The organism is Burkholderia metallica (assembly GCF_902832845.1).
GTDB classification, from domain to species: Bacteria; Pseudomonadota; Gammaproteobacteria; order Burkholderiales; family Burkholderiaceae; genus Burkholderia; species Burkholderia metallica.
Window position 1 is genome coordinate 43,180 of record NZ_CADFDB010000005.1, and the last position, 19,504, is coordinate 62,683.

The 19,504-nt window shown below is 68.3% G+C and carries 16 protein-coding genes and 1 tRNA gene; 13 read left to right on the plus strand and 4 right to left on the minus strand.

Translation table 11 applies throughout. From position 1 onward, the window contains the following. Nucleotides 1–168: 168 nt before the first annotated feature. From hutH to HWX08_RS15665, 10 genes are all read left to right on the plus strand, one after another. Nucleotides 169–1,692 carry a histidine ammonia-lyase gene (gene hutH / locus HWX08_RS15620; protein WP_069257111.1) on the plus strand — a complete coding sequence of 508 codons (1,524 nt, stop codon included), beginning with the start codon at nt 169–171 and terminating at the stop codon, nt 1,690–1,692. A gap of 4 nt (nt 1,693–1,696) precedes the next feature. Next, nucleotides 1,697–2,392 (plus strand): histidine utilization repressor, encoded by a 696-nt coding sequence (hutC, locus tag HWX08_RS15625; RefSeq protein ID WP_174922441.1) that lies wholly within the window; start codon nt 1,697–1,699, stop codon nt 2,390–2,392. A 39-nt stretch (nt 2,393–2,431) separates the two neighbouring features. Beyond that, a complete protein-coding gene (gene hutU / locus HWX08_RS15630; RefSeq protein ID WP_174922442.1) occupies nt 2,432–4,120 on the plus strand; it encodes a urocanate hydratase in 1,689 nt (562 codons plus the stop codon). A 2-nt stretch (nt 4,121–4,122) separates the two neighbouring features. Further along, nucleotides 4,123–4,746, plus strand: coding sequence for a HutD/Ves family protein (locus HWX08_RS15635; RefSeq protein ID WP_174922443.1), 624 nt, complete (start codon nt 4,123–4,125; stop codon nt 4,744–4,746). A gap of 4 nt (nt 4,747–4,750) precedes the next feature. Next, nucleotides 4,751–5,974 carry an imidazolonepropionase gene (gene hutI, locus HWX08_RS15640; RefSeq protein WP_069257107.1) on the plus strand — a complete coding sequence of 408 codons (1,224 nt, stop codon included), beginning with the start codon at nt 4,751–4,753 and terminating at the stop codon, nt 5,972–5,974. A 199-nt stretch (nt 5,975–6,173) separates the two neighbouring features. Then, on the plus strand, nt 6,174–7,550 hold the full coding sequence (locus HWX08_RS15645; protein ID WP_174922444.1) for a formimidoylglutamate deiminase: 1,377 nt from the start codon (nt 6,174–6,176) through the stop codon (nt 7,548–7,550). Nucleotides 7,551–7,609: 59 nt separating this feature from the next. Then, entirely contained in the window at nt 7,610–8,407 is a 798-nt protein-coding gene (hutG, locus tag HWX08_RS15650; RefSeq protein ID WP_174922445.1) for an N-formylglutamate deformylase, read from the plus strand. Between the two features lie 743 nt (nt 8,408–9,150). After that, nucleotides 9,151–9,957: a gamma-glutamyl-gamma-aminobutyrate hydrolase family protein gene (locus HWX08_RS15655; RefSeq protein WP_174922446.1), complete on the plus strand. Its 807-nt coding sequence runs from the start codon at nt 9,151–9,153 to the stop codon at nt 9,955–9,957. 12 nt (nt 9,958–9,969) lie between these two features. After that, nucleotides 9,970–11,307, plus strand: coding sequence for a glutamine synthetase family protein (locus HWX08_RS15660; protein WP_069257103.1), 1,338 nt, complete (start codon nt 9,970–9,972; stop codon nt 11,305–11,307). 28 nt (nt 11,308–11,335) lie between these two features. Then, a complete protein-coding gene (locus tag HWX08_RS15665) occupies nt 11,336–12,721 on the plus strand; it encodes an aspartate aminotransferase family protein (protein WP_174922447.1) in 1,386 nt (461 codons plus the stop codon). A 375-nt stretch (nt 12,722–13,096) separates the two neighbouring features. Here the strand turns inward: HWX08_RS15665 and HWX08_RS15670 are convergent. The 3 genes from HWX08_RS15670 to HWX08_RS15680 form a co-directional block, all read right to left on the minus strand. Next, nucleotides 13,097–13,171, minus strand: a tRNA-Val gene (locus tag HWX08_RS15670). A 61-nt stretch (nt 13,172–13,232) separates the two neighbouring features. After that, on the minus strand, nt 13,233–13,418 hold the full coding sequence (locus HWX08_RS15675; RefSeq protein ID WP_157126755.1) for a hypothetical protein: 186 nt from the start codon (nt 13,416–13,418) through the stop codon (nt 13,233–13,235). After that, complete coding sequence (locus HWX08_RS15680; protein WP_069257101.1) at nt 13,415–14,317, minus strand: LysR family transcriptional regulator; 903 nt, start codon at nt 14,315–14,317, stop codon at nt 13,415–13,417. The genes HWX08_RS15675 and HWX08_RS15680 overlap by 4 nt, the downstream gene beginning before the upstream one ends. A gap of 174 nt (nt 14,318–14,491) precedes the next feature. Between HWX08_RS15680 and HWX08_RS15685 the strand changes: the two genes are divergently transcribed. The 3 genes from HWX08_RS15685 to HWX08_RS15695 all read left to right on the plus strand — a co-directional run bounded on the left by HWX08_RS15685 (nt 14,492) and on the right by HWX08_RS15695 (nt 19,009). Next, nucleotides 14,492–16,243 (plus strand): acyl-CoA dehydrogenase family protein, encoded by a 1,752-nt coding sequence (locus HWX08_RS15685; protein ID WP_174922448.1) that lies wholly within the window; start codon nt 14,492–14,494, stop codon nt 16,241–16,243. Beyond that, the gene (locus tag HWX08_RS15690) at nt 16,240–17,442 is read left to right on the plus strand and encodes a CaiB/BaiF CoA transferase family protein (RefSeq protein ID WP_069257099.1); all 1,203 of its coding nucleotides are present in this window, start codon (nt 16,240–16,242) and stop codon (nt 17,440–17,442) included. Before HWX08_RS15685 ends, HWX08_RS15690 begins: the two co-directional genes overlap by 4 nt. Before the next feature lie 151 nt (nt 17,443–17,593). Continuing rightward, nucleotides 17,594–19,009 (plus strand): MFS transporter, encoded by a 1,416-nt coding sequence (locus tag HWX08_RS15695; RefSeq protein WP_174922449.1) that lies wholly within the window; start codon nt 17,594–17,596, stop codon nt 19,007–19,009. A 176-nt stretch (nt 19,010–19,185) separates the two neighbouring features. Here HWX08_RS15695 and HWX08_RS15700 read toward each other — a convergent pair whose 3' ends face one another. After that, nucleotides 19,186–19,461, minus strand: a complete 276-nt coding sequence (locus HWX08_RS15700; protein WP_006478357.1) for an oxidative damage protection protein — start codon at nt 19,459–19,461, stop codon at nt 19,186–19,188. Nucleotides 19,462–19,504: the final 43 nt, after the last annotated feature.

The following is a 19,504-nucleotide window of genomic DNA, read 5'->3' on the forward strand; positions in this document are numbered from 1 at the left end:
AATAATCGCAACATACGTTAAGAGCCGGTTCGCGCGCGCCGATCCGGCGGGCCGCACCGGGCATCAGGGAAACTCCCGAGTCGAAATCTGTGAAAAACGGGTTGTCTAGACAAGTTGGCGTAGCTACACTTCAATCCATTCCGAACTTGTCTAGACAGGATTGCTCACATGATTACGTTGACCCCCGGCCACCTGACCCTCCCGCAACTGCGCCAGATCGCGCGCGAATCGGTGCAGCTCACGCTCGACCCGGCGAGTTTCGCGAAGATCGACGCCGGCGCGAAGGCCGTCGCCGACATCGCGGCGAAGGGCGAGCCGGCCTACGGCATCAACACGGGTTTCGGCCGGCTGGCCAGCACGCACATCCCGCACGATCAGCTCGAACTGCTGCAGAAGAACCTGGTGCTGTCGCACGCCGTCGGCGTGGGCGAGCCGATGGCGCGTTCGTCGGTGCGGCTGCTGATGGCGCTGAAGCTGTCGAGCCTCGGCCGCGGCCATTCGGGCATCCGCCGCGAAGTGATGGACGCGCTGATCACGCTGTTCAACGCGGACGTGCTGCCGCTGATCCCGGTGAAGGGCTCGGTCGGCGCATCGGGCGACCTCGCGCCGCTCGCACACATGTCGGCCGTGCTGCTCGGCGTCGGCGAAGTGTTCATCCGCGGCGAGCGCGCGAGCGCGATCGACGGTCTGCGCGTCGCGGGCCTCGCGCCGCTCACGCTGCAGGCGAAGGAAGGTCTCGCGCTGCTGAACGGCACGCAGGCATCGACCGCGCTGGCGCTCGACAACATGTTCGCGATCGAAGACCTGTACCGCACCGCGCTGGTCGCGGGCGCGCTGTCGGTCGACGCGGCAGCCGGCTCGGTGAAGCCGTTCGACGCACGCATTCATGAACTGCGCGGCCATCGAGGCCAGATCGACGCAGCGGCGTCGTATCGCGACCTGCTCGAAGGCTCGCCGATCAACCAGTCGCACCGCGACTGCGACAAGGTGCAGGACCCGTACAGCCTGCGCTGCCAGCCGCAGGTGATGGGCGCGTGCCTGGACCAGATGCGCCATGCGGCCGACGTGCTGCTGGTCGAAGCGAACGCCGTGTCGGACAACCCGCTGATCTTCCCGGACACCGGCGAAGTGCTGTCGGGCGGCAACTTCCACGCGGAGCCCGTCGCGTTCGCGGCCGACAACCTCGCGCTCGCCGCAGCGGAAATCGGCGCGCTGGCCGAACGCCGCATCGCGCTGCTGATCGACGCGACGCTGTCGGGCCTGCCCCCGTTCCTCGTGAGGGACGGCGGCGTGAACTCGGGCTTCATGATCGCGCACGTGACGGCGGCCGCGCTCGCCTCGGAAAACAAGACGCTCGCGCACCCGGCATCGGTCGACTCGCTGCCGACTTCGGCGAACCAGGAAGACCACGTGTCGATGGCGACGTTCGCCGCGCGCAAGCTCGCCGACATCGCGGACAACACGAAGCACATCCTCGCGATCGAACTGCTGGCCGCCGCGCAGGGCGTCGACCTGCGCGCGCCGTACCACACGAGTCCGAAGCTGACGCCGGTGATGGAAACGATCCGCAGCAAGGTCGCACATTACGAGCTCGACCACTACTTCGCACCGGACATCGCGGCGATCGCGAAGCTGGTCGGCGAGCGCGCGTTCGCGAAGGTCGCACCGTTCTCGTTCGCATCGGAGCAGTAAGCCGATGAGCGCGCCGGTCTACCAGGAGATCAAGGATTTCATCCTGGGCCGCATTCATGCGGGCGAGTGGGAGGAGGGCGATCAGGTGCCGTCCGAGAACGAGCTGGCGCGCGAATTCAAGGTGGCGCGCATGACGGTCAATCGCGCGCTGCGCGAGTTGACGGCCGAGCAGGTGCTCACGCGCATGAAGGGCGCGGGCACTTACGTCGCGCGGCCGAAGTACGAGTCGACGCTGGTCGCGATCCGCAGCATCTCGGAGGAAGTCGGCGCACGCGGGCATGCGTATCGTGCCAGCGTGCTCGGCCTCGACACGATCCGCGCCGACGACGCGCTCGCCGACGAGATGCAGGTGGCCGTGCGCACGAAGCTGTTTCATTCGCAGGTGCTGCACTTCGAGAACGACGAGCCGGTGCAGCTCGAAGAACGATGGGTGAATCCGGCGGTTGCGCCGGATTACGCCGAGCAGGATTTCACGAACACGACGCCGAACCTGTACCTGATGCGCGCGGCGCCGCTGCAGCGCGTCGAGTACCGGATCGAAGCGGCGGCCCCGGCGCCGGAGCGGCGCGAGCAGCTGCGGATGGACGACGTCGAGCCGTGTCTGGTTTTACATCGGCGCACCTGGTCGCAGGGCGTCGTCGCCTCGGTGGCGAATCTGTGGCACCCCGGCAGCCGTTATCGCTTCACCGGGCATTTCTGATTCCTATTTGATAGTCATTTTCCTTCGGGAGCAGTCGTCATGAACCATCCGAAACACATCGATCCCCGTCTCGATCCGACGCGCACGATCCGCGCGCCGCGCGGCAGCGAGAAAGTCTGCAAGACCTGGCTGGCCGAGGCGGCCTACCGGATGATCCAGAACAACCTCGACCCGGAAGTCGCCGAGCATCCGCATGCGCTCGTCGTGTACGGCGGCATTGGCCGCGCGGCGCGCAACTGGGAATGCTACGACCAGATCCTCGCGTCGCTGAAGGATCTCGAAGAGAACGAGACGCTGCTGATCCAGTCGGGCAAGCCGGTCGGTGTGTTCCGCACGCACAAGGATGCGCCGCGCGTGCTGCTCGCGAACTCGAACCTCGTGCCGCACTGGGCGAACTGGGATCACTTCCACGAGCTCGACCGCAAGGGCCTGATGATGTACGGCCAGATGACGGCCGGCAGCTGGATCTACATCGGCAGCCAGGGCATCGTTCAGGGCACCTATGAAACGTTCTTCTCGGTCGCCAACCAGCACTTCAACGGCGATCCGTCGGGCCGCTGGATCCTGACGGGCGGCCTGGGCGGGATGGGCGGCGCGCAGCCGCTGGCCGCGACGATGGCCGGCTTCTCGATGATCGCGGTCGAATGCGACGAGACGCGGATCGACTTCCGCCTGAAGACGCGCTACGTCGACAAGAAGGCGACGACGCTCGACGAAGCGCTCGGCATGATCGAGGACGCGAAGCGCACCGGCAAGCCGGTGTCGGTCGGCCTGCTCGGCAACGCGGCCGACGTGTTCGCGGAACTCGTCACGCGCGGCATCACGCCGGACTGCGTGACCGACCAGACGAGCGCGCACGACCCGATCAACGGCTACCTGCCGCAAGGCTGGACCGTCGCGCAATGGCGCGAAGCGCAGAAGGTCGATCCGCAGAGCATCGTGAAGGTCGCGAAGCAGTCGATGGCGGTCCAGGTGCGCGCGATGCTGGCGCTGCAGGAACGCGGTGCGGCCACGCTCGACTACGGCAACAACATCCGCCAGATGGCGCTGGAAATGGGCGTCGAGAACGCGTTCGACTTCCCGGGCTTCGTGCCGGCATACATCCGCCCGCTGTTCTGCGAAGGCAAGGGCCCGTTCCGCTGGGTCGCGCTGTCCGGCGATCCGGAAGACATCTACAAGACCGACCAGAAGGTGAAGGAGCTGATCCCCGACGATCCGCACCTGCACAACTGGCTCGACATGGCGCGTGAGCGCATCGCGTTCCAGGGCCTGCCGGCACGGATCTGCTGGGTCGGCGTGAAGGATCGCTATCGTCTGGGCCAGGCGTTCAACGAGATGGTGAAGAACGGCGAACTGAAGGCGCCGATCGTGATCGGCCGCGACCACCTCGACACGGGTTCGGTCGCGAGCCCGAACCGCGAGACGGAATCGATGAAGGATGGTTCGGACGCGGTCAGCGACTGGCCGCTGCTCAACGCACTGCTGAACACGGCAGGCGGTGCATCGTGGGTGTCGCTGCACCATGGCGGCGGCGTCGGCATGGGCTTCTCGCAGCACTCGGGCGTCGTGATCGTCGCCGACGGTACCGCCGACGCGCACGAGCGTCTCGGCCGCGTGCTGCTGAACGACCCGGCGACGGGCGTGATGCGCCATGCGGATGCCGGCTACGAACTCGCGCAGCAGACGGCCCGCGAAGCCGGCCTGAAGCTGCCGATGCTCGGCCGCTGAGCATGACGGCGCTCCATCAGGCGCCGGTGAACGCGACGCCGGCCGCCGCGCTGATCCGCGCGGCGGATCTCGTCGCGTCGCCGTGGAAGAACGGCGGCGGCGTGACGCGCGAAATCGGGGCGTACCCGCCGGGCGCCGCGCTCGATGCGTTCGCGTGGCGCGTGAGTGTCGCCGACGTCGGCATGCCCGGGCCGTTCTCGCGTTTCGACGGGATCGACCGCACGCTCGTGCTGCTGTCCGGCGCGGGCATGACGCTCGCGGAAGGGGGCGGCGCGAAGCACGTGCTCGATGCACCGCTCGCGCGCGCGGATTTCGCCGGCGAAACGGCGATCGATGCGACGCTGCACGACGGCGCGACGCGCGACTTCAACCTGATGACGCGCCGTTCGGCCGCGCGCGGCACGCTCGACGTGTGGCGCGCAGGCACGCACCGCGTCGAGCGCGTCGATACCGTGCTGTTGTTCTGCGCGACCGGTGCGGTTGGCGTCGACATCGACGGCGCGCACTACGCGCTGCAGGAAATGGACACGTTGCGGCTCGACGGGCCGCAACGTGCGTTTGACGTCGTCGTGAGCGGAGGCGGCGTGCTGCTCGCCGTGTCGCTCGCCGTCGGCGAACGAGACTGAACGCATGAAACCGACTGTCTGGCATCACCTGAGGCTGTGTCCGCACGGCCATCCCGACGAAACGATCGACGACGCGGCGATCGCCGTCGACGAAACCGGCACGATCGTGTGGCTCGGCGCGATGTCCGCGCTGCCGCACGGTTACGCTCACTGGCAGCGCGAGGATCTGCACGGCGCGTGGGTGACGCCGGGCCTCGTCGACTGCCATACGCACCTTGTATATGGCGGCACGCGTGCCGACGAATTCGCGCAACGCCTCGCCGGCGTCAGCTACGAGGAAATCGCGCGGCAGGGCGGCGGGATCGTGTCGACGGTGCGCGCGACGCGCGCGGCCGACGAGACGACGCTGTTCGTGCAGGCCGCCGCGCGCCTGCAACCGCTGCTCGCCGAAGGCGTGAGCGCGATCGAGATCAAGTCGGGCTACGGGCTCGACCTCGCGAGCGAGCGCAAGATGCTGCGCGTCGCGCGCCAGCTCGGCGAGCGCTTCCCGGTCACGGTCTACACCACGTTCCTCGGCGCGCACGCGCTGCCGCCGGAATACGCGGGGCGTGCCGACGAATACATCGACGAAGTGTGCGAGCGCATGCTGCCGGCGCTCGCCGACGAAGGGCTCGTCGACGCGGTCGACGTGTTCTGCGAACGCATCGGCTTCTCGCTCGCGCAGACCGAGCGCGTGTTCGAGGCCGCGACGCGGCGCGGGCTGCCCGTGAAGCTGCATGCGGAGCAGTTGTCGAACGCGGGCGGCACGGCGCTCGCCGCGCGTTATCGCGCGCTGTCGGCCGACCACCTTGAGTTTCTCGACGAAGCGGGGATCGAGGCGATGAAGGCGGCCGGCACGGTCGCCGTGCTGCTGCCCGGCGCGTATTACTTCATTCGCGAAACGCAACTGCCGCCGATCGACCTGCTGCGCAAGCACGGTGTGCCCATTGCGCTCGCGACCGATCACAACCCCGGCACGTCGCCGCTCGAATCGCTGCTGCTGACGCTGAACATGGGCTGCACGCTGTTCCGCATGACGGTGCCCGAAGTGCTGCAAGGCGTCACGCGCCATGCGGCGGCGGCGCTCGGCCGCGCGGATCGCCACGGCGCACTCGAGGTCGGTCGCCAGGCCGACTTCGCCGCGTGGTCGGTCGGCTCGCTGTCCGAGCTTGCGTACTGGATCGGCCGGCCGCTGTGCGAGCAGGTCGTCCGTGGCGGCACGACGGTGTTTCGCCGGATGAACGGATAGGACGACGACGGATCGGGGCGATCATGACCGCCCCGATCCGCGCGACGCTTTGTATGAGACCGGGCCCCGCGCACCGATGCGCGGTCCGGTCGATCGCCGCGAAGCAGGGGCGGGCGCGCCGACGCGCCCGCGCTTGCCGAGCGCGGCACGCGGCCGGACGAGACGCCGGCGCGCCCGATCCAGTCAATAAGGACACGCAATGACCGATACAATGTTGTTCGCGGACCATGCCTACCTGCCCGATGGCTGGCGCCGCAACGTGCTGCTGCGCTGGGACGCGGCCGGCACGCTGATCGACGTGACGCCCGACACCGACGCACCTGCGGGCGTCGCGCGCGCGGCCGGGCCGGTGCTGCCCGGCATGCCGAACCTGCATTCGCACGCGTTCCAGCGCGCGATGGCGGGGCTCACCGAATATCGCGCGAATCCCGCCGACAGCTTCTGGAGCTGGCGCGACCTGATGTACCGCTTCGCGCTGAAGATCACGCCGGACGCGCTCGCGGCGATCGCGCGCTGGCTGTACGTCGAGATGCTCAAGTGCGGCTACACGTCGGTGTGCGAATTCCACTACGTGCATCACGCGCAGGACGGCTCGCGTTATCCGCAGATCGCGGAACTCGGCGCGCGCGTGGTCGACGCCGCCCGCTCGGCCGGCATCGGCATCACGATGCTGCCTGTGTCGTACCAGTTCGCCGGTTTCGGCAACAAGCCGCCGCGCGACGACCAGCGCCGCTTCATCAATACGCCCGACGGCCTGCTCGAACTGCTCGACGCGATGCGTCGCGACGCGCCGGAGCACGGCGGGCTGCGCTACGGCGTCGCACCGCACTCGCTGCGGGCGGTATCCGAAAACGGGCTGCGCATGCTGCTCGACGGGCTGCCCGACGATGCGCCCGTGCATATCCATATCGCCGAACAGACGGCCGAAGTCGACGACTGCGTGCGTGCGTACGGCGCGCGCCCCGTGCAATGGCTGCTCGATCGCTTCGACGTCGATGCGCGCTGGTGCCTCGTGCACGCGACGCACGTCGATGCCGCCGAAACGGCGGCGCTCGCGAAGCGTCGCGCGGTCGCCGGCCTGTGCCTGACGACCGAAGCGAATCTCGGCGACGGCGTGTTCCCGGCCGTCGACTATCTCGCGCAGGGCGGCGTGATCGGCCTCGGCTCGGACAGCCACGCGTCGGTCGACTGGCGCTCGGAACTGCGCTTGCTCGAATACGGGCAACGGCTCGTGCACCGCGCGCGCAACGTGCTGGCGAGCGACACGCAGGCGCATGTCGCCGACCGCCTGTTCGACGCGTCGCTCGCGGGAGGCGCGCAGGCGAGCGGGCGGCGCGTCGGTGCGCTGCGCGCAGGGTGCCGCGCCGACTGGCTCGTGCTCGATCCCGATCATCCGGCTGTCGCCGAACACGACAGCACGTCGTGGTTGTCGGGTATCGTGTTCGCGGAGCACGGCGAGACGCCGGTGCTCGACGTTTATACGGGCGGCGAGCGCGTCGTGAGCGGCCGCCGCCATCGCGACGAAGCGCTCGCGTATGCCGACTACCGCGCCGCGCTGGCGCAACTGCTGCGCTGATGCGCGCAACCGGCGCACGCCGCATGCGTGCGCCGGCAGACCTTCAACGGTGATGCGACATGACTGAACAACCGGCTGTATTCACGCTGAAGCAGGGCACGCTGCCGCTGCTGATCTCCATTCCGCACGCGGGTACGCACATCCCCGACGACATCGCCGCGACGATGACGGCCGACGCGCGTTTCGTCGACGATTGCGACTGGCATCTGGAACGGCTGTACGGATTCGCGGCCGAACTCGGCGCATCGATCCTCGTGCCGTCGCATGCACGCTACGTCGTCGACCTGAATCGTCCGCCCGACAACGAGAACCTGTATCCGGGGCAGGACACGACGGGCCTCGTGCCGGTCGATACGTTCGACAAGGCGCCGCTTTACCCGCCGAACGCGCTGCCCGGCAACGACGAGATCATGCGTCGCCGCGACCGCTACTGGCTGCCGTATCACGACGCGCTGCGAAGCGAGATCGCGCGCCTGAAGGGCGAACACGGCCGCGTGCTCGTGTGGGAAGCGCATTCGATCCGCTCGCACGTGCCGCGTTTCTTCGACGGCCGCCTGCCCGACTTCAACTTCGGCACGTCGAGCGGCGCGAGCGCCGCGCCGGGTCTGGCCGACGCGCTGGCCGCGCGCGTGCTCGAACACGGCGGCTATACGGCGGTCGCGAACGGGCGCTTCAAGGGCGGCTACATCACGCGTCACTACGGTGTGCCCGCAACCGGTGTCGAGGCCGTGCAACTGGAGCTCTCGCAGATCACCTACATGGACGAGACGCGTCCTTACGCGTACGACGAAGCGCGGGCAGCGCGGATTGTGCCGCTGTTGCAGACGCTCGTCGAAACCGCGCTCGCGCATCGTTGAACGCGGGCCTCACGGATGCGGCAGCGCGGCGAAGCAGCAGCACCGCGGCCCGCCGCCGCGCCGCGTCGCGCACCGATGCAACGCACAACACGGCATCGATCCTCAAGATCGATGCCGTTTTTTTCGCGTGTTTTTCGTCTGACCGATGTCGTCATCCGCACCTGAAAATTTGACGCAATTTTTAGGTGATATAAGCTGAATGTCAGGAAGTCGTCACGCGCGCACCGGCGGCGGGGCCGTCGATCGTGGCCGCACCGCGCCGGAATGCGCTGCGCGACACCTTGCCGACGTGTCGCCGCGCGGCATTGCCGCATGCGCTTCATCGCGACACGTGTCCTGCCTTCATCAGTCAGTCGAGTACGATCGTGAAAGCCGCCAGCCCTTCGATACGCCGGACGCGAAGTCCGTCGGCGGGCGCGCCGCCTCAGGCCGGGCCGATCCGGCATGCTGATCGCGGCACGCGTGCCGCCCCTTTACGCGAGCGTTGCCGCTTCGCCGTTTCCCATCGCGGCCTGCGCCGCTTCAATCTCGTGACCGCGCACGTGTTCAGCGCGGTGCAGTGCGACGGCAGCGCATCGTTGTTGCCCTAGCGTCCTTTTCCGCTTCCGTTCCCGTTCCGGGGCGCACCGCCCGTTGCCGCATCGTCCGTGCGGCAGGCTCGCGCATGCGTATGCGTGGCGCCGGTGCGAACCTTCGTCGTCCCGCGTGCGAACGTGTCGCACGCGATTTCCCGAGAGGCATCCATGCATGCGCGCCCGATCGTAGCCGTCACCGCCGACCGCATTCTGCGCGGCGCGCATCCGAACCACACGGCGGGAGAGAAATACCTGGCCGCGCTCGTCGACGGCGCCGGTGTGCTTGCGTTCGTGCTGCCCGCGCTCGGCGCGCGCCAGCCGGCCGACGCGATCGTCGCGGCGGTCGACGGGCTGCTCTTCACCGGCAGTTATTCGAACGTCGAGCCGCATCATTACGGCGGCGCCGCGAGCGCGCCCGACACGCTGCACGATCCCGCGCGCGACGCGACCGCGCTGCCGCTGATCCGCGCGGCGATCGAAGCGGGCGTGCCCGTGCTCGCGATCTGTCGCGGCATGCAGGAACTGAACGTCGCGTACGGCGGCACGCTCCACCAGCGGCTGCACGCGACGACCGGCTTCCACGATCACCGCGAGCGGCCGGCCGATCCGCTGGAGCGGCAGTACGGCCCCGCCCACGTCGTGCAGTTCGCGCCGGGCGGGCTGCTGCAGCGGGTCGCGCACGGCGCGGCGCAGGCGACGGTCAATTCGCTGCACGACCAGGGCATCGCGCGGCTCGGCGCGGGGCTCGTCGTCGAGGCCAGCGCGCCCGACGGGCTGGTCGAGGCCGTCAGCGTGCGCGGTGCGCGCGCGTTCGCACTCGGCGTGCAGTGGCATCCCGAATGGCGCTACGCGGAGCAGCCGCTGTCGCGCGACATCTTCGCGGCATTCGGCGCGGCGTGCCGCGCGCGCATGACCCATCGCATTCATGCGGCCGACGGCGCGATGCCGTCGCCGGCCGCATCCGACGTCGACTGAACGAGGCCGATCATGCAACCCGAACTGAGCGAATTCCTGCGTCAGCACCGCATCACCGAGGTCGAGGCGATCATTCCCGACATGGCAGGCATTGCGCGCGGCAAGATCATTCCGCGCAACAAGTTCGAATCCGGCGAATCGATGCGCTTGCCGCAGGCCGTGATGGTGCAGACCGTCACCGGCGACTATCCGGAGGACGGCACGCTGACCGGCGTGACCGACCCCGACATGGTGTGCGTGCCCGATCCGTCGACGATCTGCCTGATTCCGTGGGCCGTCGATCCGACCGCTCAGGTGATCCACGACTGCGTGCACTTCGACGGCTCGCCGGTCGAGATCTCGCCGCGCTACGTGCTGCGCCGCGTGCTCGATCTGTATCGGGCGAAGGGCTGGCAGCCGGTCGTCGCGCCCGAGCTCGAGTTCTATCTCGTCGACATGAACGCCGATCCCGACCTGCCGCTGCGTCCGCCCGTCGGCCGCACGGGCCGCGCGGAGACCGGCCGGCAGTCGTATTCGATCGAGGCCGTGAACGAGTTCGATTCGCTGTTCGAGGACATCTACGAATACTGCGAGATGCAGGGGCTCGATATCGAGACGCTGATCCACGAAGTCGGCGCCGCGCAGATGGAGATCAACTTCGTCCATGGCGATGCGCTGTCGCTCGCCGACCAGGTGTTCCTGTTCAAGCGCACCGTGCGCGAGGCCGCGCTGCGCCACAACATGTACGCGACCTTCATGGCCAAGCCGATGCAGGACGAGCCTGGCTCGGCGATGCACATCCACCAGAGCCTCGCCGACGCGCGCACCGGGCGCAATCTGTTCTCCGACGAAGACGGTGCCGTGTCGCCGATGTTCCACAGCTATCTCGCGGGGCTGCAGAAGTACACGCCTGCGCTGATGCCGATCTTCGCGCCGTACATCAACTCGTACCGCCGGCTGTCGCGCTTCATGGCCGCGCCGATCAACGTGCAGTGGGGTTACGACAACCGGACGGTCGGCTTCCGGATTCCGCAGTCGGACCCGTCGGCGCGCCGCATCGAGAACCGCATTCCGGGCGTCGACTGCAATCCGTATCTCGCGTTCGCGGCCACGCTCGCGGCCGGCTATCTCGGCTTGTCGCAACAGCTCGCCCCGACCGAGCCGATCGCTTCCGACGGCTACAACCTGCCGTACCAGCTGCCGCGCAATCTGGAGGAGGGCATCTCGCTGATGGCCGCCAGCACGCCGCTGGCCGGCATTCTCGGCGACAAGTTCGTGAAGGCCTATCTGGCGCTGAAGGAAACCGAATACGAAGCGTTTTTCCGCGTGATCAGCTCGTGGGAACGCAGGCATCTGCTGCTGCATGTATGAGCGTGCGGCAGCGCTATCCGGAGAAAACATGACCGATCGAAACGAAGCAGTCTCCCCGCCATCGACCGCGGATTATCGCGCGCTCGACGCCGCGCACCACATTCACCCGTTCTCGGACATGGGCGCGCTGAACCGCGCGGGCAGCCGCGTGATCGTGAAGGCCGACGGCGTCTACCTGTGGGACTCGGACGGCAACAAGGTCATCGACGGGATAGCCGGCCTCTGGTGCGTGAACGTCGGCTACGGCCGAAAGGAACTCGCCGACGCCGCGTATCGCCAGCTGCAGGAGCTGCCGTTCTACAACACGTTCTTCAAGACCACGCACCCGCCGGTGATCGAACTCTCCGCGATGCTCGCGGAAGTCACGCCCGCCGGCTTCAATCACTTCTTCTATTGCAACAGCGGCTCGGAAGGCAACGACACCGTGCTGCGCGTCGTGCACCAGTACTGGCGCGTGCAGGGCCAGCCGCAGAAGAAATACGTGATCTCGCGCAAGAACGGCTACCACGGTTCGACGATCGCGGGCGGCACGCTCGGCGGCATGGGTTACATGCACGAGCAGATGCCGTCGAAGGTCGAGCACATCGTGCACATCGACCAGCCGTACTTCTTCGGCGAAGCGCAGCCGGGCGAGACGCCCGAAGCGTTCGGCCTCGCGCGTGCGCAGCAGCTCGAAGCGAAGATTCTCGAACTCGGCGCGGAGAACGTCGCGGCGTTCATCGGCGAGCCGTTCCAGGGCGCGGGCGGCGTGATCTTCCCGCCGTCGACGTACTGGCCGGAAATCCAGCGGATCTGCCGCAAGTACGACATCCTGCTGGTCGCCGACGAAGTGATCGGCGGCTTCGGCCGCACCGGCGAGTGGTTCGCCCACCAGCACTTCGGCTTCGAGCCGGACCTGATCACGATGGCGAAGGGCCTCACGTCGGGCTACGTGCCGATGGGGGCGGTGGGCATTCACGAGCGTGTCGCGCGGCCGATCATCGACAACGGCGAATTCAATCACGGCCTCACGTACTCGGGGCACCCGGTCGCGGCGGCCGTCGCGGTCGCGAACCTGAAGCTGCTGCGCGACGAAGGGATCGTCGAGCGCGTGAAGAACGACATCGGGCCATACTTCCAGCGCCGGTTGCGCGAGGCGCTGGGCGACCATCCGATCGTCGGCGAGATTGCGGGGGCGGGGCTGGTCGCGGGCGTTCAGCTTGCGCGCGATCGCGGCCGGCGCGAGCGGTTCGGTGCGAACGTCGACGTCGGCACGATCTGCCGCGACTTCTGCTTCAACGGCAACCTGATCATGAGGGCAACCGGCGACCGGATGCTGCTGTCGCCGCCGCTCGTGATTCGCGAAGCGGAGGTCGACGAGATCGTCGACAAGGCGAAGCGTGCGTTCGATGCGACGGCGGAGCGGGTGCGGTAGTGCGGGAAAGCGATGTGCTGCGTTCGTGCGATCGCAATCACGCGAGAAGCATGGCGAATGGGTACTGACCGGGCTTGGATGTGTTTCGACGGATCCGTGCGTGGTCGGTCTTCATGCGGCACGGCGTGGCGTCTGAAAGCTTGTTGATGGCCTGAATCAAATATCTGAACTTCGTTCGCGCATCGGACGGGAAGACGGCGAGGATCCGATGGGGCTTGATGCGTGAAGAAATCCGGGATTGGGCCGTTTCCGGATCGACATCGGGATGGCGGATGCGTGGACGACGCGATGGCCGCCGACCCACGCGAGTTTGCGCGGGTGGGCCATGCAAAACGAAAAGGCCCTGCGTCGTGAGACGCAGGGCCTTGAATTCTTTGGTGGGCGGTACTGGGATCGAACCAGTGACCCCTGCCGTGTGAAGGCAGTGCTCTACCGCTGAGCTAACCGCCCAAAGAAGCTAAAATTATGTCAGGGCTTTGAGGGTCTGTAAAGCCCTTTCTGCAAATATTTTTCAAGGCCGCGCAAATTTCCGTCGGCCGGCCGTCGACGGCTCGACGAGATCGAGGATCGAGCCGTCGCGCTTAAGCGTCGCGAGCACGATACCCGGATTGATCGACATCGCGCCGGTGGCGCGGCGCAGTGAATGATGACCTTCGTCACGCACTATTGCTTCCGGCGTCGCCGCATGCCGATTCACCTCGCCAGCGCGGGCAGCGCGTCGATCGACGCACGTACGTAGTCGGCGAAGCGCAGCGCGACCGGTTCGGCGGTGCCGCTGCGCTTCAGCGCGAGCGTGCGCGATTCGAGCGACGCATCCTTCAGCGGCCGGAACGCGAGCCGCTCGCTCTTCACCTGCTGCAGCACGCGCGGCACGAGCGCGATGCCCATCCCGAATTCGATCATCGACAGGATCGTCTGCCACAGCCGCGCCTCGTGCCGGATCACGGGGCTGAAGCCGGCGTTCACGCACTGCGCGATGATCAGGTCGTGATAGTGCGGCGCCGCTTCGCGCGGGAACAGGATGAACGGTTCCGCGGCCAGCGCGGCGAGCGCGACCTGCCTGCGCCGCGCGAGCGGATGCGCGGCCGGCAGGCAGCACACGAACGGTTCCGCATAGACGGGTGCCGACTCGACATCGGGCGGGAAGTGGCCCCAGTGCGCGTAACCGAGGTCGATCTGGCCGCGCTGGATCGCCTGCACCTGCGCGTGCGTATTCATTTCGCTCAGCACGACCTCGACACCGGGGTAGTCGGCCTCGAAGCGCCGCACGGCATCGGGCAGCCCGCGATACAGCATGGAATGAACGAAGCCGATCCGCAGCCGGCCCGCGAGACCGGACGCGGAGCGCACCGTCAGGCGTTCGGCTTCGGCTGCCTGCATCAGCAACCTGCGGGCTTCGCCGAGCAGCACCTGGCCCGCGTTGGTCAGCGCGACGGTCTTGTTGGCGCGCGAGAACAGTTGCACGCCGAGCGCGTCCTCGAACTTGCGGATGTCGAAACTCAGCGCCGGCTGCGAGATGAACAGGCGCTTCGCCGCGCGCCCGAAATGCAGTTCCTCGGCGACCGCCACGAAGTAGCGCAACTGCCTCAGTTCCATGGTGTCTCCTTCCGGCCTCGGCATCGATAAGCGATATCTATCGTACCGGATAAATCCTGTATTGGACGCTTATCGATCGCGCGCCTACGCTCTGCGGAAGGCTTTGCACGGGACTGGCCGGGCGCGGCGGCGCCGCCCACCAGCCGACGTGCAGGCAACTCAGGAGACGCACGCATGCACGACACCGCTCGCACGCCGGACGCCGGCGCATCCAACATCCCCGACAGCCGGGGCATCGATTTCTTCACGGCCGATCCCGACCTCGGCGCGTTGCTGAAGCTGCATCTCGGCGCTGCCCGATACGCGGAACTCGAACCGCAGTTGCGCGCGCTCGGCGCCCGCGTGTCGGGCGAACTCGACGAATGGGCATCGCGCGCGGACAAGCACCCGCCCGTGCTCGAGCACCGCAACCGGCGCGGCGAGGCGCTGCAGCGGATCGACAAGGATCCCGCGTATGTCGCGCTCGAACGCGTCGCATATTCCGAACTCGGGCTCGCGGCGCTGAGCCACGGCGCCGAATCCGTTCCGCCGCTCGTCAAGTACGCGCTGACGTTCCTGTTCGTGCAGGCGGAATTCGGGTTGTGCTGCCCGGTCAGCATGACCGACTCGCTCACGCGCACGCTGCGCCGCTTCGGCGATCCGGCGCTCGTCGCGCGCTACCTGCCGATGCTGGCGTCGCGCGATTTCGACACGCTTTACCAGGGCGCGATGTTCATGACCGAGCAGGCGGCGGGTTCCGACGTCGGCCGCATCGCGACGCGCGCGACGCGCGAGACGGACGCACACGGCGAGACCGTGTGGCGCCTGACCGGCGACAAGTGGTTCTGCTCGAACGCGGACGCCGATCTCGCGATGGTGCTCGCGCGGCCCGACGGCGCGCCGGCCGGCATCAAGGGCCTGGCGCTGTTCCTGCTGCCGAAGACGCTGCCGGACGGTACGCGCAACCGCTACCGGATCGTGCGCCTGAAGGACAAGCTCGGCAGCCGTTCGATGGCGAGCGGCGAGATCGCGCTCGAAGGCGCGCAGGCATACCTGATCGGCGAGATCGGCCGCGGCTTTCACCAGATGGCCGACATGATCAACATGTCGCGGCTGTCGAACGGCGTACGCGCGGCCGGGCTGATGCGGCGCGCGCTGAACGAAGCGCTGCACGTCGCCGCGCACCGCGAGGCGTTCGGCCGCAAGCTGATCGAGATGCCGCTGATGCAGCGCCAGTTGCTGAAGATGCTGCTGCCGGCCGAGGCCGCGCGCGCGATGTTCATGCAGATCGCGATGCTGCTGCCGCAGGCCGATGCGGGCGACGAACAGGCCGCGCGCTGCGTGCGCATTCTGACGCCGCTGATCAAGTTCCGCGCGTGCCGCGATGCGCGGCGCGTGACGGGCGATGCGATGGAAGTGCGCGGCGGCACCGGCTACATCGAGGAGTGGAGCGATGCACGCATCGTGCGCGATGCGCATCTCGGCTCGATCTGGGAGGGCACGAGCAACATCGTCGCGCTCGACGTCGCGCGGGCCGCGCAGCGCGAACAGGCGCTCGATGCGCTGCGCGCGTTTCTCGGCGACCGCCTCGGCGCGGCGCCGCTGCCCGATGCGAGCCGTGCGGCGCTGCGTCGCATCCTCGCGCGTGCATGCGACGCGCTCGCACGGGTCGCGGCCGAAGGCGACGACGCACGCGTGCGGCAGGCCGCGTCCGCGCTGTACTACGCGAGCGCGGCCGTGCTGATGGCGTGCGAGGGCGTGCGGCTCGCACCGGATTTCCGGCGTCTCGCGCTCGCGCACCTGATCGTGCGCCACAAGCTGCTGCCGGTCGATCCGCTCGCGCCGGCATCGCGCGACGACGGATCGGCCGCATGCGACGCGCTGCTGCGCAACACGCCGATCGCGCTCGATACCGCGCTCGACCTGCTGCCGGAGGTCGAACGATGAGCACGACGCGTGGCGCACTGGACGGCCTGAAGGTCGTCGACCTGAGCCGCGTGCTCGGCGGCCCGTACTGCACGCAGGCGCTCGCCGACCACGGTGCGACGGTGATCAAGATCGAGCCGCCGGCCGGCGACGAGACACGCGGCTGGGGGCCGCCGTTCGCCGGCGATACCGCGTGGTACTTCATGGGCGTGAATCGCAACAAGGAAGGGCTGGCGCTCGACCTGTCGCGCGACGAAGGGCGCGCGATCCTGTGGCGCCTGCTCGAAGAGGCCGACGTGCTCGTCGAGAATTTCAAGCCCGGCACGCTCGCGCGCTGGGGGATGGACTACGCACGCGATCTGCAGCCGCGCCTGCCGCGCCTGATTCACTGCGCGGTGACGGGCTTCGGCGCGGACGGCCCGCTCGGCGGGCTGCCCGGCTACGACGCGGTGATCCAGGCGATGGCCGGGCTGATGAGCGTCAACGGCGAGCGCGACGGCGACGCGACGCGCATCGGCCTGCCGATCGTCGACATGGTCACGGGGCTCAACGCGCTCGCGGGCATCCTGCTGGCGCTCGCGGAGCGCGAGAAGAGCGGGCGCGGGCAGTCGATCGACATCGCGCTGTACGACTGCGGCGTGTCGCTGCTGCATCCGCACCTGCCGAACTTCTTCGGCGCCGGGCGCGTGCCGGAGCGCAGCGGCAACGCGCATCCGAACATCGCGCCGTACGACAGCTACCGCACGGCGACCGTGCCGATCTTCCTCGCGGTCGGCAACGACCGGCAGTTCGCGCGGCTCGTCGCGCATCTCGGCGTGCCGGCGCTCGCCGGCGATCCACGCTTCATCGACAACCGCAGCCGCTGCGCGCACCGGCCCGAGCTGAAGGCGGAACTGGAAGCACGGCTCGCCGCGCACGCGTGCGAGCCGCTCGCGCGCGATCTGATGGCCGCCGGCGTGCCGTGCGGACCGGTGCGCACGGTGGCCGACGTCGCGCACGATCCGCATGCGCTGCACCGGAACCTTTTCGTCGAGCTCGGCGCGTATCGCGGCACCGCGTCGCCGGTGAAGCTGTCGCGTACGCCGGCGACCTACCGGCGCGCGCCGCCCGCGCTCGGCGGCGACACGCGCGCGGTGCTCGATCGCCTCGGCGTCGATCCCGCGCTCCAGCAGCAATTGCTCGACGCCGGCGTGCTGAAGGCCGCGCCGGAGCCGACCTGACCGTTCGACGGAGTCGGCAGGCGCGCTTCCGTTGCCGCTACGACTCGACACGGCGCAACGCAGCGCAAACCCGCCAGCCGGCGGCGCAAGGCCGGCCAACCGGCCACGCGCGCGACAGTCGCGCCGCCGATCACGAAAAATGGAGACATCGATGAGCCGTCCGCAATCCCCGTCCGCCGCGCAGCAGCCGCGGCCCGGCCGCGCCGCCTTCGCGGCGTTCGTCGGCACCACGATCGAGTGGTACGACTTCTATATCTACGGTACCGCCGCGGCGCTCGTGTTCGGCAAGGTGTTCTTTTCGAGCACGATGGACCCCGGCGTCGCGACGCTGCTTGCGTTCGTCACGTTCTGGGCCGGCTTCGCCGCGCGGCCGCTCGGCGGCATCGTGTTCGGGCACCTCGGCGATCGCGTCGGCCGAAAGACCGCGCTCGTGATCACGCTGGTGATGATGGGCCTCGCGACGACCGGCATCGGCCTGCTGCCCGGCTATGCGCAGATCGGCGTGTGGGCGCCGGCCGGCCTCGTCGTGCTGCGCGTGCTGCAGGGCGTCGCGGTCGGCGGCGAGTGGGGCGGCGCGGTGCTGATCGCGAGCGAGAACGCACCGAAGCATCGCAGCATCCTGTATGCGGCGTTCGCGCAGCAGGGCTCGCCCACCGGCAACCTGCTGGCCACGGCCGCGTTCTTCGCGTTGAGCGCGCTGCCGACCCCGTCGTTCCTGATGTGGGGCTGGCGCATTCCGTTCCTGCTGTCGGCCGTGCTCGTGATCATCGGCATGGTGATCCGGCTGCGGCTCGAGGAGTCGATCGACATGCAGCGCGTGCTCGCGCGCAAGCGCACGGTGAAGCTGCCGCTGCGCGACGTCGTGCGCGATCACTGGGTGGTCGTGCTGCTCGCGGCGGGCACGCTGCCGGTGATCAACGTCACGTATTTCCGCAGCACGTTCGCGCTGTCGTGGGCGACCAAGACGCTCGGCTACGCGCAGGGCACGTTCCTCGGCATCCTGTCGATCTCGCTCGTCGTGCAGTTCCTGATGCAGCCGGTCGGCGCGTGGTTCGTGTCGAAGGTCGACATGCGCCGCGCGATGTGCTGGATCCTGATCCCGGAAATCGTGCTGATGCCCGTGATGTTCCATGCGCTCGCGACGCGCTCCTACTGGGTGGCCGTCGCGGGCATGTGCATCTCGACGATTCCGTCGGCGATGTTCTACGGCGCGGTCGGCGGCGTGCTCGCGCGCGTGTTTCCGGCGAACATCCGCTATACGGGCCTGTCGCTCGCATATCAGCTGAGCGCGCTCGTCGTCGGCGGCGGCACGCCGGTGCTCGCGCAGGCGATCCTGAACGCGACCGGCAGCATCGTCGGCGTCGCGATCGCGTCGGGGCTCTATGCGCTCGTGTCGCTCGCATGCATGCTCGCGCTGCTCAATCGCACCGGCTACCGCGCGGACGAACTGTCGAGCGCCGAGCGCAGCGATGCGCTCGAATGGGGTACGGAAGGCGCCGTCGCCGACACCCCGGCCGGCGCGGCCGCGTCGCCGGACGATCGCGGCGCGCTGAAGCCGGCGGGTTGAATCGGGCGGCCGATGTGACCGGTCGGCCCGGCGGTGTCGAGTGCGGCGGCCGCGTCGCATCGCACCGATTCGGATGCGCCAAAGGCAAACGGCACCGTGCGATGACACGGTGCCGTTTGTCGTTTGCCGTTTCCCCGCGACGAGACCGGCGCGGCCGGCCGTCGCGAACGACGCGGTCAGCCTTCGGTCGGCGGCACGTAGCCGGACGCCTGGTCCGCGCCGTCGCCGAAGAAGTATTTCTCGGTCTGCTTCATCAGGTACTGGCGCGCGCGCGGGTCGGCCATGTTCAGGCGGTTTTCGTTGATCAGCATCGTCTGCTGCTTGAGCCAGCCTTGCCACGCTTCCTTCGAGACGCTCTCGTAAATGCGCTTGCCGAGTTCGCCCGGCAGCGGCGGGAAATCGAGGCCTTCGGCTTCCTTGCCGAGCTTCGCGCATTGAATCATTCGAGCCATCGTGTACTTCTCCTGTAATCGGACGGGGGGAGGGCAGTCGTGC